Consider the following 17,249-nt stretch of genomic DNA (forward strand, 5'->3'; position numbering starts at 1 on the left):
ACGCAGGGCGTTCGGAGCGGATGCTGGGGATCGAGGTGAAGTTGTGCCGGGCGGGGGGCAACTGGTGGCCCATTCCAGTGGTGGCCCATTCCACCGAGTTGCCGTAACCCCAGGGGTCGTCGGCGGTGACCCCCGGTGCGCGGCGGCTGGTGAACACGTCCCACAAGAATGCAAGGGTCGACAAGGCGAGGATGACCGAACCGATGGAGGAGACCAGGTTGAGCGGGGCGAACTGGGAGGCGTAGTCGGGAATCCGCCGCTGCATGCCTGAGGCACCGAGCCAGTGCTGCACCAGGAAGGTGGTGTGGAATCCGACGAATGTGAGCCAGAAGTGGACTCCCTCATCCCTCCCGCAGCATTCTTCCGGTCATCTTGGGCCACCAGTAGTAGAAGCCGGAGAACATCGCGAACATCACGGTTCCGAAGACCACGTAGTGGAAGTGGGCAACGACGAAATAGGTGTCGGTGACCTGGAAGTTCACGTCGGGCGCACCGATCTGCAGCGGCCTGATCACGTTGGCGAAGCCGACGAACAGCGGGGTCGCGAAGAGCAGCAGCATGATCGTGCCGTGCATCGTGAACAGCTGGTTGTACCGCTCGTTGGAGACCAGGTGCTGGTCGGGGCGGGCCAGTTGCGCAGGCTTTCTTGTACAAATAAGAGTCGCTTGTGAAAATAATGCCGCGCCCTGGAGAGGGCGAGGGCGTCCAAACGATCTTGCCGACGGTCTACTCGGAGGCGGCCCTAGGGCGTCCTGTGCTCCCGGTGCCGGGATCGAGGTAGCCGGCGATCGACTCGGCCAGCACGGCGCGCGCCTCGTCGATGTCGGTCCAGGTGCTCAGGCGCTGTTCCAGGTAAAGGCCGTGGACGGCGGCCGGCAGGAGGTGACGCACGCGCTCCAGCCGGTAGGCGTCGACGACGAGCCCGCGGAACGCCCGCGCGTAGGCGCGTCGCCACCGGCGGTCCCAGAGGTTCAGCTGTTCGGCCGTTCGCGGGTGCGTCTCGGTGAGTTCGGCCGTGTTGCGGGGCAGCAGGCTCCGCAGCGTCGCCACTGCCCGGCCGGGAGGCGAGTCGAGCCCCGACCAGAGGGCGTCGACGATGCGGCTCATCCGTTCGGCGACGGATCCGTCGTCCGTCTCCTTCCAGGGCAGCATGTCGCCCTGGCTTCCCAGTTCTTCCAGGACTACGGCCCAGAGCCCGTCGACGCCGCCGAACTGGTGCTGGACCGTGCCCCAGGTGACTCCGGCGCGTTTCGCGATGAGGTTGGCGCTGGCCTCACCACCGTGCTCGCTGTCGGCGAGCATGTCGATCGCCGTCCTGATCACCCGGGCCCGTGTCTCCAGACCGCGCCGGTTGAGCCGGGCGCCCCTCGCGTTCAGCGGAGGGCCGGTGACACTGCGGCTCGGCGGGTCCTCCGGCTTCGCGCCCTGGGCGGACGACGGCTCAGTCACGGTGCGATTGTAGTTCGAGCGGCATCGCGAAGACGTCCATCGGCCGGGCTGAACATAGACATGTCTATGTGGTGGTGCAGGTCGTCACGGTATACGGTCGGCGCATGACAAGCCGCCGTCCCTCCCCCGAAGCGTCCGCGGTGAACGTCGGCGGCGTCGTCCGCGACGACACGCCGACCGACGAGGTGGACCGCCGGGAAGCGGTGCTGGAGTCGCTGGCCGGAACCGTTCGGGAACTGATCGACGCCGCGATTCGCACGACCGTCGAGGACGCGGAGGTGCACCGGATCCGCGCCGACCTCGACGCGCTCGTCGCCCGGCTGCGGACCGCCCAGCTGCCCGGTCCCGCCGGCATCAGGTACAACGCCGAACTCCGGTCCTGGAACTGGGGCAATGCGGTGATGGGCGCGGCGAACGCCATCGCTCCGCCTCTCCGTGTCGTCCACGGCCCGTCGGGATGCCACGCTGACCTGGTCCTCGGTGCGGCGTATGAGGGACCCCCTGGACTGGTCCACGGCGGGGTGTCGGCGATGCTCCTCGACCACATCATGGGCGAAACCGCGTCCGCGATGCGCCGGACGGCCTTCACCGGAACGCTCACCATGCGGTACCGGCGCGGCACTCCCCTGGGCCCTCTCCGCCTCGAAGCGGGCATCGTCCGCGAAGAGGGGCGCAAGATCTTCGTGGCCGGGTCGATCACCGCCGCCGGCGGGGTCACCGTCGAGGCCGACGGGGTGTTCGTCCAGCCGGCTGCGGGGACGGGCGACGGCTCACCACAGCAGGCGAGCACATAGATGCTGCTATGTATCTTGCGGCGCGGTCGCGCCTGGAGGAGGCGTTCCTCGATGTCCAGGGGCGGGGCCTCATGAGGTCGCTCGCGGACGGCAGCGTCGCCGTCGTCACCGGGTCGTCCCGCGGCATCGGCCTGGAGGTGGCCCGCGCACTGGCGAACGCGGGAGCGTCCGTCGTCATCAACGGACGCGATCAGACGGTCCTCGACGACGCCGTCGCCGCGCTGGGCGGATCGGCACGAGTCGTCGGCGTGGCCGGCTCCGCCGCGGATCCCGGCGTCGTCGACTCGCTGCTCGATGCGGCACGGGAGCTCGGGACTCCCGACACCCTCGTCAACTGCGCGGGCATCGCCGAACCCGCCGCGTCCTCGATCCTGGACATCACGCTGGACGACTGGCGCTCGCTCATCGACGTCCATCTCCACGCGACCTTCATGACGTGCCGGACCTTCGCTCCGCTCATGGTCGAGGCAGGGCGGGGCTGGATCGTCAACACCGGCTCGCACGCGTTCACCGGCGCCTTCGGGGGAACCGGATACCCGGCGGGCAAGGGAGGCGTGAACAGCCTGACCTACGCGCTCGCGGCCGAGCTTCGCGAACACGGCGTCAGGGTGAACGCGGTCTGCCCCGGAGCCGAGACGCGCCTGTCGAGCGGCGCGGACTACGAGGCCGGCATCGAACGGCTGCACCAGCGGGGCATCCTCGACGACCTCATGCACGCCGGGGCACTGGCGCCTCCTCCCGCCGAGTACGTCGCGCAGCTCTACCTCTTCCTCGCCCTCACGGAGTCGGCCGAGGTCACGGGGCGGGTGTTCGTCGGCGCAGGCGGCTATATCGGCGAGTTCCCACGTCCGGTCGAGCAGTACCTCACCTGGCGCGACCATGGCACCTCCCCGCCCTGGACGCCTGACGAGATCGCCGCGCTGATCGGAACGGATCGCTAGCCGATCGCGCGGCGTCAGGCGGGTACGAGGGCCGCCAGGGGGACGTGATGCTGGCCTGCGTGAATGTCTCGGTCGCGGAGGCCGCCCTGGGCCACCGGCCTGGGGAAGGAGATCTTCACGACGTTGAGGGCGGGGATGTGGAAGATCTGGATGTTCGCCGGGTCCAGGTCGTACAGCGCGGCGATGACGTCCGCGTTGATGAAGCTTTCGTCGGCGACGACGGCGTAGTCCTGCGCCGATCGCATGAACAGTTCCATGGTGATCCAGAACGGGCCGGCATTCTTGGAGCGGACCTCCAGGGCCATTTCGCCCAGGGTGGGCCGATGCTCGTCAGTCACGGGAGGGGCCTCCGGCGGTCTCGATGCGGAACATCTCGGACGGGTCGTCGACGTCGACGACGTGGTTGAGCACGAACTCGTAGGCCGCGCCGCGTTCGGTCTCGGCCGGCGAGGTGGCGAAGGCCAGGCTCGGCAGGTGGTCCATGTCGGGGGTCGGCAGGTGGAGCATCAGCGGGTTGGCGACCTTGGCGATGGCGGTGGCGGTGGCCTGGTCGGGAGCGTTGACCAGCAGCAGCACTCCGACCTCGCGGGGCGGCCCGGCCGCCGGGTCGATGTCTCCGAGCACGGCGTTGTACCCGTACGGGCGGATGTCCACGGCGTACTCGGAGGGGCCGAGGCCCAGCGTCTGCCGCACGCGTCCGGTGAGGATCTCGCGCAGCAGCGCGACCCATTCGTCGATGCGGGAGAGGATGTGCGGGTCGCGGATGGCGCTGAACGACATCGTCTCGTAGCCGGTGACGCGGGCTCCTTCGAGCTTGATGGTGTGCTGGCCGGCGTGCTCGAAGCGTGACTTCTCGACGCGGACGCGGCGGTCGTCCAGCGCGGTGTAGACGGCGTCCGAGACCAGCAGCGTGCCCGCGGGCTCCCGCATCCGGAACGGGTCGACGGTCTCGTAGAGCATGTGGGCCGCCACCGACGCCGGTGTGCAGGCGTTGGAGGGGTCCAGGGGCTCGATGGTGAAGCCCCGCTGGTCGATGGTGGCCAGGACGCCTCCGGCGCGCGGGTCGGTGGTGCACTGCCCGCCGCATTCGACGATCTTGGACGCGTGCCAGGTGGGGCCGGCCGGCATGCCCCGCATCAGCGGGTACGCGGCGGCCACGGCGGTGTCGGTGGCCCGGCCGGCGAGCACCACGTCGGCGCCGGCCCGCAGCGCGTCCGCGATGGGCTCGTGGCCCATCATGCCGACGATGTGGCTGCAGCCCTCCAGGGTGGCGGCGTCGAGGTCGCCCATCGGCGGCAGCGGGTGGATCCGTCCCTGGCCGAGTCTCTCCTTGAGAGCGGCGGCGGTCTGCTCGCTGTAGACGCGGGCGACCGTCAGTGCCAGGCCCTCCTCCCGCAGGATCGCGTCGACGATCCCGGCGACCCAGTCGACGCCGGCGTCGGCGCCGCTCGTGCCGCACGAGCCGACGATCAGCGGGATGCCGGCGCCGGCCGCGGCGCGCAGCAGGATCCGCAGGTCGGCGGCCACGGCGGCGGCGGTCGTCTTCGCCGTGCCCGAGCCCAGGTAGTAGGGACCGGAGTCGGTGGAACCGCCGTCGACGGCGATCACGTCGGCGCCGAGCCGGATCCCCCGGTCGACCGTCTCGGGCGGGAATCCCGCCCCGACCATCCCGGTCGGAGACAGGACCCTGACCGCCCGGTCCGGAGCGGGGCCCGCGGGCGTCGTGGTCATCTCGTCCTCGTTTCTGTCGTGATCTTCGGCTCGTGCGGGGGGATCAGGTGCGCGTTGAGCGATGAGCGGGGACGTCCCCGCAGCGCGTCCACCAGCTCGCGGGCGCCGTCGAGTCCGGCGGCCCGCCGGGCCTCGGCCGTCTGCCCGGCCAGGTGGGAGTAGACGGTGATGCCCGGAACGCCGCGCAGCGGGCTGGCCGCGGGCAGCGGCTCGGTGCCGGTGACGTCGAGGGCGGCTCCGGCGAGACGGCCCGCGCGCACCGCGGCGGCCAGGGCGGGCTCGTCGACGATGGCGCCGCGCGCGGTGTTGATCAGGTGCGCGGTGGGTTTCATCAGGGCGAGCGCGGGCGCGTCGATCAGGTGCCGGGTGGCCGGGGTGAGGGCCGTGTGCAGGGAGACGAAGTCCGCGGCGGCCAGGAGCGCGGGCAGGTCCACGAAGCGCACGGGGGCGTCGCGCCGCTCGCTCGCGGGGACACCGGTCGTGCAAAGCAGCGTCAGGCCGAAGGCGCGGGCGAGCGGCACCACGGCCCGGGCCGTAGCGCCGTACCCGACGAGTCCGAGCGTCCTGCCGCGCAGCTCGTGACCGCCCCGGCGCGGCCAGCGGCCGGCCTGGACGCCGGCGGCGACCGGCACCAGCCGGCGCGCCTGGGCCAGCAGGAGGGCCATCGTGTACTCGGCGACGGCGTTGGCGTTGACGCCGGGCAGGTTGCTCACCGACACGCCCGCCCGGGTCGCGGCCTCGACATCGACGGAGTCGTAGCCGACGCCCGTCCGCACGACCGCGCGCAGGGCCGGGACGCGCGCGAACACCTCGGCGGTCATCGGCTCGTTGGCGATCAGCGCGCCCACGGCACCGTCCAGGGCCGCGATCAGGTCGTCGCGGTCGCGGGCCCCTTTCCGCGGACGGTGCCGGGTGGCGAAGCCGGCGTCGCGCAGGACGCCGTCGGCCTCGTCGCCGGGCGCCAGGTGGTCAGTGGTGATCAGGACGGTGGGCGGCGTGCTCATCGGGCGCTCGCCGCGGTGTCGGCCCTGCGGCGGAGCCGGTCGATCCGCAGGACCAGGAGGGCCGCGACGACGGTCAGGACCGCGATGTGCAGGAGCATCAGATGCCATCCGGTGACGTCCACCGCCAGGCCGACGAGGGCGGGGCCGGCCATGCCGCCCGACATCCAGCCGACCGTGTACAGGCCGCTGTAGGTGCCGAGGACGCGGGGCGACGGCGCGAGGTTCCACAGCACGACGACGGCGTTGATGACGAACCCGGCGGCGCCGGCGGCGGCCAGGCACATCGTCGCGACGGTGACCGCCGGCGTCTGGACGGCGGCGCCGAGGAGCATGGCGGCGGCGAAGACCGCGGCCCCGGCGGCCATGACCCGCAGCCGCCCGAAGCGCTCGGCGAGCCGGGCGGCGGGGAAGGCGGCGAGGATGTAGGCGACCCCGCTGGGCAGCGTCAGCCCGCCGGCCTCGCCGTCGGACAGGCCGAGGACCTCCACGCCGTAGGGCGTCAGCAGGGACCGCGAGGCGAACCACGCGCCGCCGAAGACGAAGACGGCCACCACCACCAGCACCCGGCTCCGATCGGGGTCGCGGACCATCTCCCCGATGACGTCCCTCATCTTGATCTTGACCTCCGCGTCGCGCGTCCCGCCGGCCGCCGCGGCCGGCTTACCGTCCGCGCGGTCGGCCTCGTCCTCGGCGACGGCCGCCCGGTAGGCCGCCGAGCGGCTGTCGCGCACGCGCCAGACCAGCACGGCCGCCGCCGCCAGCATGAGCCCGGACGGAACGGCGAAGGCCAGTTTCGGATGGTCGTCGACCAGCAGCAGGCTGACCAGCGAGGCCACGATGATGGTGAGCGCCGCCGCGGTCTTCACCGCGGCGTTGGCCGTGCTGCGGCGCTCGGGCGCGATGAAGTCGGGCATCAGCGACTCGCTGATGGGCTTGAAGCTGTTCATCACCAGCGCGTAGAGGAAGATCACCAGCACCAGCCAGGCCAGCGACGTCGCGTGCGGGATGAGCAGGAACAGCACGGCGCCGAGCGGCATCATGACGGCGAGGTAGGGGATCCGGCGGCCCCATGCCGTCCGGGTGTTGTCCGACCTGTTCCCCATGTACGGCTGGATGAATACGCCCAGCAGGTTGTCCATGCCCATGAGCACCCCGACCACGGCCGCGCTGGCGACGTGGTCCCGCAGCAGTTCGGGCACCCGGTTGTCGTAGAAGTTCCAGGTCGACTCCTGGGCGAACACCGCCAGGGCCACGTAGAACGTGATCCTCCAGGTGCCGGCCGGTGTCTCGGCCCGTGTCGCGCTGGTGGCCATGGCGTCCTCCTCCACTGTGGCGGAAGTCACCGTACTTGCTATAGCAAAAATGTCAAGACACAGCATCCTGGTCTTGCCATGGCCTCTGTTAGGGTGACGGCATGATGGTCAAGCCGACGACGGAGCGAACCGGCGCGGGCGCCGAGACCCGCGCCGATTCCGCCTACCAGGCCCTCAGGGAGGCGATCGGGTCCGGGACGCTGCGCCCCGGCCAGAAGGTGACCGAGCGGGGGCTGGCCGAACAGCTCGACGTCAGCCCCACTCCCGTGCGCGAAGCGCTGCGCAGGCTCGAACAGGACGGCCTCATCCAGCGCACCGGGCCCCGGACGGTCGTCGTGGCCGACATCGCCGAGCGGGCCATCGACGACCTCGCCGAGGTCGAGGTCGGCCTGCGCGGCCTGGTGGCCCGGTTCGCGGCCCGGCACGCCGCGCCCGAGCAGCTCGACGCCCTCGACGCGATCCTCGACGCCGCCGACGACCTGCTGATCGTCATCGCCGCCCGGCACCGCAACGGCGAGGACGTCGACCGGCACATCGCCGCGCTGCTCGACCGCATGCAGGATTTCAACGACGCGGTGAACGCCTGCGCGGCCAACCCGGTGCTGATCCGGCTCCTGGAGCAGTCCCAGGTCTTCTCGCGGCCCGAGCGCCGCGCCCTGCGCCTGGAGAAGATCGCCGAGGACGACCGTTTCGGACTGGACCGCTACTCCGGCCACCGCGCCCTCGTGCGCGCCCTGCGGGCCGGCGATTCGCAGACCGCGGAGCAGCTCGTCATCCAGGACGCCCAGGGCGGCCTGGCCGCACTCAGAGAACGCCCCCGGGACTCCCGATGACGGCCCGGTACCGGATCGCCGTGATCCCCGGCGACGGGATCGGCACGGAGGTCGTCCCGGAAGGACTCCGCGCCCTGGAGGCGACCGCCGCCCGGTTCGACGTGGATCTGCGGTTCGACCATTACGACTTCGCCAGCGCCGCGTACTGGCAGCGCCACGGTGCGATGCTGCCGCCCGACTGGCAGGAGATCCTCGGCTCATACGACGCCCTCTTCTTCGGCGCCGTCGGCTGGCCGGCCGTCGTCCCCGACCACGTCTCACTGTGGGGCAGCCTCCTGCAGTTCCGGCGGACGTTCGACCAGTACGTCAACCTGCGTCCCTGCCGCCTGATGCCGGGCGTCCGCAGCCCCCTCGCGGGCCGCGGGCCCGGTGACGTCGACTTCCTCGTCGTGCGGGAGAACACCGAGGGCGAGTACTCCAGCATCGGCGGCCGGATCTTCGAGGGCACCGAGCGCGAGACCGTCCTGCAGGAGACGGTGATGACCCGTGTGGGCGTCGACCGCGTGCTGCGGTACGCCTTCGAACTCGCCGGACGGCGACCCGCCCGCCACCTCACCTCGGCGACCAAGAGCAACGGCATCTCGATCTCGATGCCCTACTGGGACGAACGGGTCGAGGCGATGGCGGAGCGGTTCCCCGGCGTCACCCACGACAAGAGCCACATCGACGCGCTGGCGGCGGACTTCGTCCTGCACCCGGACCGGTTCGACGTCGTCGTGGCCAGCAACCTCTTCGGCGACATCCTCTCCGACCTCGGCCCCGCCTGCACCGGCACGATCGGCATCGCCCCGAGCGCGAACATCAACCCGGACCGCACCCGCCCGAGCCTGTTCGAACCCGTCCACGGCTCCGCCCCCGACATCGCCGGCCGCGGCATCGCCAACCCGGTCGGACAGATCTGGTGCGCCTCGATGATGCTCGACCACCTCGGCCACCCCGACGCCGGCGCGCACCTGCTGAGCGCGATCGAGGACGTCCTGGCCGCGGGCCCGGACGAGGCCCCGCTGACCCCCGACCTCCAAGGCCGAGGCACCACCACGGAACTGGGCCAGGCCATAGCCGACCGCATCAACCAGCGCACCCGTATACGGCCGTAGCGCGACACCTCTGGGGATGGCCGGCGGGCCGTCAGCGGCCGGTGCGTCCACGGTCAGCGGGCGCGGTCAGAGTGCTGTTCATCGAGACGGACACCTGACGGAGGTTCGATCATGAACGGCACCAGCACCATCGCAATCCGCGGCGAGCTCCACATCGGCGACCGCCGGCTGTCCTACCTGGACTTCGGCGGGCCCGGCCGACCGCTGCTGGCCCTGCACGGCCACCTCTACGAGGGGCAGACCTGGGAGCAACTGGCCCAGGCGCTGGCCCCGCGGTGGCGGGTCATCGCACCCGACCAGCGCGGGCACGGCGACTCCGACCGGGCCGCCTCCTACACCCGCGACGACTACGTCGCCGACGCGATCGCCCTGCTGGACCACCTGGGGATCGAGCAGGCCGTGACGCTCGGCCACTCTGGCGGCGGCATCACCGCCTACCAGATCGCCGCCCGCCACCCCGAGCGCGTGACCGCCATCGTCAACGTCGAGGGCCCGGTCTGCGATCTCGACGACGGCCCCAGCGCACTCTCGTTCGTGCTGTCGATGCCCTACACCGCCCCCGGCCGGCAAGCGCTCCTGGACGCCATCGGCCCGCTGGCCCCGATGCTCGGAGACAAGCTGCGCCCCACCGCCGACGGCGGCTGGCGCCTGCCGTTCCACCCTCAGGACACCATCACCTCAGAGCAGGGAACGCACGGCGACCACTGGGCCGACTGGACCGCCACCGAGTGCCCCGCCCTGTTCGTCCACGCCCGCGACAGCCAGGTCATCACCCCTGAGCAAGCCCACCAGATCGTCACCCGGCGCGCCGGCACCCGGCGCGCCGAACTCGACGGCGACCACTTCGTCCACACCACCGACCCCCAAGGCTTCGCCACCGCGGTCAACGCCTTCCTCGACACCCTCAACTGAGCACGCCGGAGGATCGGCAGGCTCCCTGCCGATCCGCCGGCACGGACGATCCAGATGCCGGCTCGCCCCTATGGTGTGATCTGGGTTACGCGACAAGGGTGAGGGTCATGCGGCTGAGCGATCTGGGGCTGACCGAAGCCCAAGTCACGGGACTGAGCGACGTGCTGCGCCGGCGCCTCCCGGACGTCGCGGCCGAGGCGGTCGGCGAGATCCAGGCGCAGCTGCCCGCCCTGGTCCGGCCGCACGATCCGCGCTACGCCACGTTCCTGACCCAGGCGGTGCACGAGGGCATCGGCCGGTTCGTCGAAGTCCTCACCGGCGGGGACGGCCATCTGGAAGAGCTCTGCGACTTCTACCGCGACCTCGGCGTGCTCATCGCCGAGGAGGGCATCGCCCAGGACACCTGGCAGGCCGGCTTCCGGGTCAGCACCGGCGTGGCGATCAACCGGCTGACCGAGGCCGTCGGATCCCTGCCCGGCGTCACCCCGACCGTCGTCGCCAAGGTCGCCCAGGACGTCCTGTACTACCTGGAGCAGATCACCAGCGCCACGGCCGAGGGGTACGCCGGCGCCCGCTCCGCCGCGGACGTCCTGCACCACCGCCGCAAGCTCCTCGAACTGCTGATCAGCGACGATCCCCGGCCCGGCACCGTCCGCCGCCTCGCCGCCGACGCCGGCTGGGCCGTCCCGCGGACCATCGCCGCCGTCGCCCTCTCGCTGCGCGCCGACGCGGCCGTGCTGCGGCCCGGTGTCCCCGCCGACGCGCTCACCGGCCTGCACATGCCGGAGCCGTGCCTGATCATTCCCGATCCCGCGGGCCCCGGCCGGCGCGACCGGCTCGCCGCCGAGCTGAAGGACTGGACCGCCGCGGTCGGCCCCACCGTGCCCGTCACCCAGGCCGGCCGCTCACTGCGCTGGGCGCGCCGGACACTGGAATTAGCCGCCCGGGGCGGCCTGGACACCGGCCGGCCCGTCCACGCGGGCGACCACGGCATGCCCCTCGTGCTGTTGCACGGTGCCGAGATGATGGACCAGCTCACCGCAGGGCTGCTGGCCCCGCTCGCCGGACTGCGGCGCAGCCGTGAAGCGCTCATGGAGACCCTTCTGCGATGCCTGCAGACCGGGTTCAACGCCTCCGAGGTCGCAGCCATCCTGCACATGCATCCGCAGACCATCCGCTACCGCATGCGCCAGCTCGACGAGGCGTTCGGCCCCGCCATCCGCGAGCCCGACCGGAACCTCGAATACCAGGCCGCCGTCACCTACTGGCTCCAGGTACATCCGCTTCCCGAATTGCCCGGTTCCTGAAGTCACGGCAGCGAGCACGAACCGGCCATCCCGACCGCGTGAGTGTCGTACTGGGTCCACTCCGCCACGATCTCGCCGTCGAGTACGTGGTGGTGGCTGATGCCGGAGAGGCGCAGTCCGCTACCTGTGAGCGTCCATTGGGTGGCGACGCGCTCCGCTTCCCCAGCCCGTGGCGGCCGGCTGTACTGGTCGACGAGGGACCAGGTCAGGCCGGTGGCGAGACCGCGCCATCCGTTCGCCCATCCGGCGATGGCGGCACGGCCGCGCAGTGTCCGCCGCGGCCCCACTGAGACGACCGCGTCCTGGGCGTAATCGTCGACTTCGGATCCGCTCGGGCCGTCCAGCCGGGTCTTCCAGCTGTTCGCGACGACCTGGCCTGCGTCACCGCATGCCCCGGAGACGAGCGGACGCGGCGTGGTCGCGTCCGCTGGAGGCGGCTGATCGCTCCGCAATGCCTCCTGTCCGGGAAGTCCGAGCTGGCGTGCCAGGTCGACAGGGTCGGCGGCCAGCCACTCTTCGACGATCACTTCGCCGCGGATCACGCAGTTGGCGATCGCGGTGAACGTCACGCTCCGGCCGGTGGCGGGGCCGAACACCGACGGCCCGGTGTTGGTGCCCGTCCAGGTCCACCGCATGGACGTCCGGTAGCCGGTCTCCTCGTCGCCGGTCCAGATCGTGTCGTCGATGTGCCCGTGAAAGTCCGGGAACGCCGTCAGCCTGGCTTCGGTGTTGGCGATGACCGCATCGGCGCCGCGCAGGTCACCGGCGTCCATGTGGATGGGCGTGCCGGCGCCGTAGTATCTGGCGATCAGGCCCGGATCACGATCCGGGCCGTTCCAGATCGCATAGGTGATCTTCTCGATGTAGTCCGGCGCGTCCGCGAACCCGAATGGCCGGACGCCCAACTCCTCCGCCATGCACCTTCCTCTCCTGTACGCATCATCCGGCACGCATCATCCGGCACGCATCATCCGGCACGGCCATCGCCGGAAATGAATACGCATACACTGATCAGTTTCCGGCGATTCGCGCCCATGCGTGGATGAAGTCCACCGTCCAATCCATGAGGGACCGGACCGAACCCGCGGTGATGTACTCGTCGGGCGCGTGAGCGCGGTCGCCGTGACCGGTGCCGGCGACGCTGAACGGCACGTCGCGATCCAGTCGGGTGAGCATGGCGGCCGGGCAGCAGTTGTTGGCGATCGGCCAGACGTCCACCGGTACGCCGCGCGCCTGAGCGGTGCTCCGGGCGGCTTGAAGAAGGGTGTCCCGATCGTCGGGAACTCCCGGCGATCCGGGGTACCCCCTGGTTTCGGCGACGCGTACGTCCGCATAGCCCCGGCGGTCGAGGTGCGCCTGGACGAGTCCGGCCAGCTCTGCCGGCTCGATGCCCGGCGGGAACCGGAAGTCGAGTTTCGCGTGGGCCCGGCCCGGCATCATCGTGTAGTAGTCAGGGCCCTGGTATCCGCCGGTGATGCCCTGGATGTTGAGCGTCGTTCCGAGCATGTAATGGGCCAGATGCGCCGACAGCCGCTGCCCGCCCATGAAGCCGGCGGCGTTGAGATTGGCGAGCATGTTGCGTTCCCACTGCGGATTGGCGTCGAACGCCTCGGTCAGCCGGCGGACCTCCGGCGCGTCCTCGGGCATCGGCGGCCTGACGCGTTCGGCCAGGCCGTCGACGGTCACCCTCTGCCGGTCGTCGAACAGCGACGCCAGCGCCCGGACGAGCCGCATCATCGGCGCGTCCATCCAGGCGGAGTGCCCGGCCCACAGGTGCCTGCCGTCCCGCGGCCCGCCGGCGCCGTCGCGGCCGCCGACGCAGGACAGTTCGGTCCAGAGGCTTCCCTTGTAGGCGCGCCGCAAGGTCATCACACCTGAGGAGTTCTGCTGCATGCAGGGCAGCCAGACGCCTTTCACGGGCGCCAGCAGATCTCGGTGCGTTTCGAGGAAGTGCGGGAGACTGGGGCTGCCGATCTCCTCTTCCCCTTCGATGACGAAGACCAGGTTCGCCGGCGGCGACGCGCCGCTGTCGAGGAGCGCCTTGACGGCGAGAATGGCCGCGAGGACCGGCCCTTTGTGGTTATTGGCCCCGCGCCCCACCAGCACCTGTCCGAGGTGCGGAAGCAGGCCGATATCGCCGGCATCGACAAGGGGTGCGTCGAACGGATCGACCGTCCACTCCGCGGCGATGGTCGGTGTCACGTCGTACAGCCCGTAGACGAGCAGGGTCGGAGCGTCCGGATCGGCGGAGGGCACGGTTCCGACCACAACGGGATGCCCAGCGGTCGGCACCACGGTGGCGTCGGCGGCGATGCGGCCCAGCAGGTCTCGCGTGAAGGCCGCGCAGGTGTCGATGCCCTCTCCGGTGTCGGAGAAGGACGGAACCCGCAGCCAGGCCCGCACCGCCTCAAGGCTGTCCCGCTCTCGCCGGCCGATCTCTTCGTGCACCCCGTCCAGGACCGCCCCCGGCACCGACACGTCGCGCCCTCCTTGAATACGTATGTCAGACCAGACTAGCGACCACTGCCCGTCCCGGCAATGCGGTCCGAACGCGCCGGCTACACCTTCCGCGCCTCCACCTCGTCATGCGCCTTGCCGAACGCGTCGACAGCGGAGCGAATCTCTTCCGCACTGTGCGCGGCCGACAACTGGACACGGATGCGTGCCAGCCCCCGAGGCACCACCGGGTAGGAGAACGCCGTCACGTAGACCCCGCGGTCGAGGAGGGCCGCGGCGATGGCGCCCGCCTGCGCCGCGTCCCCGACCATCACCGGGGTGATGGGATGGTCGCCCGGCAGCAGGTCGAACCCGGCGGCCGTCATGCCGCTCCGGAAGATCGCGGTGTTGGCCCGGAGCCGCTCCCTGCGCTCGCCGGAGACGGCCAGCAGGTCCAGCACCTTCAGCGAGGCCCCGACGATGGCGGGTGCCAGCGAGTTGGAGAACAGGTACGGCCGCGACCGCTGGCGCAGCAGTTCGACGATCTCGGCCCGGCCGGAGACGTAGCCGCCGCTCGCGCCGCCGAGCGCCTTGCCCAGCGTGCCGGTGATGATGTCGACCCGTCCGGCGACGTCGAACAGCTCCGGCGTGCCCGCACCGCTCTCGCCGATGAAGCCGACGGCGTGCGAGTCGTCGACCATGACCAGCGCGCCGTGCCGGTCGGCCAGGTCGCAGATCTCCCCGAGCGGGGCCAGGTAGCCGTCCATGGAGAAGACGCCGTCGGTGACGACGAGGACGTGCCGGGCTCCCGCCGCCTCCTTGAGGCATCGTTCCAGGTCGGCCATGTCCCGGTTGCGGTAGCGGAGGCGGGCCGCCTTGCAGAGCCGGATCCCGTCGATGATGCTCGCGTGGTTCAACTCGTCGGAGATGACCACGTCCTCATCGGTGAGCAGCGTTTCGAAGACACCCCCGTTGGCGTCGAAACAGGAGCTGTACAGGATGGTGTCCTCGGTTCCCAGGAAGGACGAGAGGCGGGACTCGAGCTCGCGGTGGGGTTCCTGGGTACCGCAGATGAAGCGGACCGAGGCCATCCCGAATCCCCATGCGTCGAGTGCCCGCTTGGCCGCCTCGACCACGTCCGGGTGGTCGGCGAGCCCGAGGTAGTTGTTGGAGCAGAGGTTGACGACCTTCCGGTCGCCGACGCGCACCTCGGACGACTGCGGGCCGCCGAGCGCGTGCTCGGGCTTGTACAGCCCCGCGTCGCGGATGTCGTCCAGCCGGGCCCGCAGGTCCTGTCGCATGCCGTCGTACACGAATGACTCCGTTCGTTTCGTGGGTCAGAGAACGCCGGGCCCGGTGGGCCGCGTCCAGTCGATGACGACCTTGCCGCATCGCCCGGACCTGGCCGTCGCGAACGCGTCGGCGTGCTGCTCGTAGCCGTACCGATGAGTGATCACGGGTGCGATGTCCAGCCCGCCCTCCAGCAGGACGGACATCGCGTACCAGGTTTCGTACATCTCCCGGCCGTAGATCCCGCGCAGGGTCAGCATGCGGGTGACGATCGTCGCCATGTCGACCGGGACGTCCTGCGCGGGAAGGCCGAGGAGGGCGATCCGGCCGCCGGACCGCATCTGCGAGATCATGTTCCGCAGCGCGTCGGCGTTCCCGGACATCTCCATCCCCACGTCGAAGCCTTCGCTCATCCCGAGCTCGGCCGCCACGCTGCCGACGTCCGCCCGGCCGACGTCGCAGGCGACGGTGGCCCCCATGGTCCGAGCCAGGGTGAGCCGGTAGCCGCTGACGTCGGTGACGACCACGTTCCTGGCGCCGGCGTGCTTGGCGATGGCGCCCGCCATCACCCCGATCGGGCCGGCGCCGGTGACGAGCACGTCCTCGTTGAGGACGGGGAAGGCCAGGGCGGTGTGCACCGCGTTGCCGAACGGGTCGAAGATGGCCGCCACGTCGAGCGGGATCGGCTCCCGGTGGGCCCACACGTTGGACGACGGCAGCACGACGTACTCGGCGAAGGCCCCGTCGGTGTTCACGCCGAGCCCGATGGTGCGGATGCAGAGGTGGCGGCGCCCGGCCATGCAGTTGCGGCACCGGCCGCAGACGAGGTGCCCCTCGCCGCTGACGATGTCGCCGGCGCGGACGCCCGTCACTCCCGGCCCGGTCGCGGCGACCTCGCCGACGAACTCGTGGCCGAGGATGAGCGGCGTGCGCACGACCCGGGAGGCCCAGGGGTCCCAGCCGTCGATGTGCAGGTCGGTTCCGCATATGCCGGTCCGCAGGACCCTGATCAGTACCTCGTCGGGTCCCGCCTCGCACATCGGCGCATCGGTCAGTTCGAGGCCCGGCCCCGCCGAGGTCTTCATCAGAGCTCTCATGGTCGACCACTGTGCGACGACGGCTCTCGTCCAGTCCATCGGCATTATCCGGGGTCGATCGTGAAGCCGCGCTTCACGATGAGCCATGATGGGCGTCATGATCGACCCTCGCCGGCTGCGCATCCTCAAGGCCTTGGCCGACCACGGCACGGTGACCGCGGCGGCGAAGATCCTCTACATGTCCCCCTCGGCCGTCTCCCAGCAGCTCGCCACGCTGGAGGCGGAGACCGGTCACGAACTGCTCGAACGGCGCGGCCGCATGGTGCGGCTCACCGCCACCGGCGAGGTGCTCGCGCGCCACGCCGCCGGGATAGCCGCCCAGCTCGAACAGGCCGAGGCCGACCTGGCCGCGGTGACGGAAGGGCTGGCGGGGACGGTGACCGTGGCCGCGTTCTCCACGGCGATCACCGAAGTGGTCGCCCCGGCGATGGCGGTGCTCGGGTCGCGCGCGCCGAAGGTGCGCGTCCGGGTCAAGGACGCCGAGGGACCGGCCGGGCAGCGGCTCGTGCTGGACGGTGACGCCGACATCGCGGTGGCGGTCGAGCACCGCGACACGCTCGGCCGGAGCGGCGGCTCCCTGCTCCGGCGGCCGCTCTACGACGAGCCCTTCGACGCGCTGCTTCCGCCCGGCCACCCTCTCGCGGAAGGAACGGCGGCCGAGCTGAAGGCGCTCGCGAACGACTCGTGGATCACCCCGTGGCCGGGGAACCCGGTGCACGACGTGGTGCTCCGTGCGTGCGAGGACGCGGGTTTCCAACCCGAGGTCCTGTGCCTTTCGGACGACTTCCGGGCGGTGTGCGCCCTGGTCGCGGCCGATGCGGGCGTGGCCCTGGTCCCGCGTTCGGCGTTGCACACGTTCAGGCCGGCGGGTGTGGTGGTCCGCCCGGTGGCGGGCCGGGCACCGGTCCGGCGCGTGTTCACGGCCATGCGCCGGGGCAGTGAGCGGCACCCGCTGCTGAGCCTGATCTTCGAAGCGCTCCGGGAGAGCACCGGCCAGCTGACCGTCCTCGGCGCCCTGCCCAGGGTCAGGCCCGAGTGAGACCGG

The 17,249-nt window shown here is 71.1% G+C and carries 16 protein-coding genes and 1 pseudogene; 7 read left to right on the forward strand and 10 right to left on the reverse strand.

All coding sequences use genetic code 11. From position 1 onward, the window contains the following. A pseudogene (locus E1293_RS08795) lies at positions 1–773 on the reverse strand (cbb3-type cytochrome c oxidase subunit I); the annotation flags it as partial. Next, positions 727–1,449: a TetR/AcrR family transcriptional regulator gene (locus E1293_RS08800; protein WP_207938742.1), complete on the reverse strand. Its 723-nt coding sequence runs from the start codon at positions 1,447–1,449 to the stop codon at positions 727–729. The gene E1293_RS08800 and the pseudogene E1293_RS08795, both read right to left, overlap by 47 nt. Positions 1,450–1,553: 104 nt before the next feature. Between E1293_RS08800 and E1293_RS08805 the strand changes: the two genes are divergently transcribed. Next, the gene (locus E1293_RS08805; protein WP_132195743.1) at positions 1,554–2,243 is read left to right on the forward strand and encodes a PaaI family thioesterase; all 690 of its coding nucleotides are present in this window, start codon (positions 1,554–1,556) and stop codon (positions 2,241–2,243) included. Between the two features lie 8 nt (positions 2,244–2,251). Continuing rightward, a complete protein-coding gene (locus tag E1293_RS08810) occupies positions 2,252–3,184 on the forward strand; it encodes an SDR family NAD(P)-dependent oxidoreductase (RefSeq protein ID WP_243716110.1) in 933 nt (310 codons plus the stop codon). 14 nt (positions 3,185–3,198) lie between these two features. On the opposite strand, the gene E1293_RS08815 is transcribed toward E1293_RS08810, so the two are convergent. The 4 genes from E1293_RS08815 to E1293_RS08830 are packed head-to-tail and all read right to left on the reverse strand — an operon-like array spanning position 3,199 to position 7,262. Beyond that, on the reverse strand, positions 3,199–3,522 hold the full coding sequence (locus E1293_RS08815; protein WP_243716111.1) for a DUF4387 domain-containing protein: 324 nt from the start codon (positions 3,520–3,522) through the stop codon (positions 3,199–3,201). Further along, the gene (locus E1293_RS08820) at positions 3,515–4,915 is read right to left on the reverse strand and encodes an acyclic terpene utilization AtuA family protein (protein WP_132195745.1); all 1,401 of its coding nucleotides are present in this window, start codon (positions 4,913–4,915) and stop codon (positions 3,515–3,517) included. The genes E1293_RS08815 and E1293_RS08820 overlap by 8 nt, the downstream gene beginning before the upstream one ends. After that, entirely contained in the window at positions 4,912–5,919 is a 1,008-nt protein-coding gene (locus E1293_RS08825) for a phosphoglycerate dehydrogenase (protein WP_132195747.1), read from the reverse strand. Before E1293_RS08825 ends, E1293_RS08820 begins: the two co-directional genes overlap by 4 nt. Beyond that, the gene (locus tag E1293_RS08830; RefSeq protein WP_207938743.1) at positions 5,916–7,262 is read right to left on the reverse strand and encodes an MFS transporter; all 1,347 of its coding nucleotides are present in this window, start codon (positions 7,260–7,262) and stop codon (positions 5,916–5,918) included. The genes E1293_RS08825 and E1293_RS08830 overlap by 4 nt, the downstream gene beginning before the upstream one ends. 71 nt (positions 7,263–7,333) lie before the next feature. Here E1293_RS08830 and E1293_RS08835 point away from each other — a divergent pair, with 71 nt between their 5' ends. From E1293_RS08835 to E1293_RS08850, 4 genes are all read left to right on the forward strand, one after another. Beyond that, positions 7,334–8,065 (forward strand): GntR family transcriptional regulator, encoded by a 732-nt coding sequence (locus tag E1293_RS08835; protein WP_207938744.1) that lies wholly within the window; start codon positions 7,334–7,336, stop codon positions 8,063–8,065. Further along, entirely contained in the window at positions 8,062–9,162 is a 1,101-nt protein-coding gene (locus tag E1293_RS08840) for a tartrate dehydrogenase (RefSeq protein ID WP_132195749.1), read from the forward strand. Before E1293_RS08835 ends, E1293_RS08840 begins: the two co-directional genes overlap by 4 nt. Positions 9,163–9,273: 111 nt before the next feature. Further along, entirely contained in the window at positions 9,274–10,074 is an 801-nt protein-coding gene (locus E1293_RS08845) for an alpha/beta fold hydrolase (RefSeq protein WP_132195751.1), read from the forward strand. Positions 10,075–10,181: 107 nt separating this feature from the next. After that, complete coding sequence (locus E1293_RS08850) at positions 10,182–11,381, forward strand: PucR family transcriptional regulator (RefSeq protein ID WP_132195753.1); 1,200 nt, start codon at positions 10,182–10,184, stop codon at positions 11,379–11,381. A gap of 2 nt (positions 11,382–11,383) precedes the next feature. Here the strand turns inward: E1293_RS08850 and E1293_RS08855 are convergent, their stop codons facing one another. The 4 genes from E1293_RS08855 to tdh form a co-directional block, all read right to left on the reverse strand. Beyond that, positions 11,384–12,298, reverse strand: a complete 915-nt coding sequence (locus E1293_RS08855) for a nuclear transport factor 2 family protein (protein WP_132195755.1) — start codon at positions 12,296–12,298, stop codon at positions 11,384–11,386. Between the two features lie 94 nt (positions 12,299–12,392). Beyond that, a complete protein-coding gene (locus tag E1293_RS08860; RefSeq protein ID WP_165978145.1) occupies positions 12,393–13,784 on the reverse strand; it encodes a M20/M25/M40 family metallo-hydrolase in 1,392 nt (463 codons plus the stop codon). 155 nt (positions 13,785–13,939) lie between these two features. Beyond that, positions 13,940–15,130 (reverse strand): glycine C-acetyltransferase, encoded by a 1,191-nt coding sequence (locus tag E1293_RS08865; RefSeq protein ID WP_132195759.1) that lies wholly within the window; start codon positions 15,128–15,130, stop codon positions 13,940–13,942. Positions 15,131–15,154: 24 nt separating this feature from the next. Further along, complete coding sequence (tdh, locus tag E1293_RS08870) at positions 15,155–16,204, reverse strand: L-threonine 3-dehydrogenase (RefSeq protein ID WP_132195761.1); 1,050 nt, start codon at positions 16,202–16,204, stop codon at positions 15,155–15,157. 97 nt (positions 16,205–16,301) lie between these two features. Between tdh and E1293_RS08875 the strand changes: the two genes are divergently transcribed. After that, positions 16,302–17,243, forward strand: coding sequence for a LysR family transcriptional regulator (locus tag E1293_RS08875; protein ID WP_132195763.1), 942 nt, complete (start codon positions 16,302–16,304; stop codon positions 17,241–17,243). Positions 17,244–17,249: the final 6 nt, after the last annotated feature.

Origin of the sequence: Actinomadura darangshiensis, assembly GCF_004349235.1 — a bacterium.
Lineage (GTDB): Bacteria > Actinomycetota > Actinomycetes > Streptosporangiales > Streptosporangiaceae > Spirillospora > Spirillospora darangshiensis.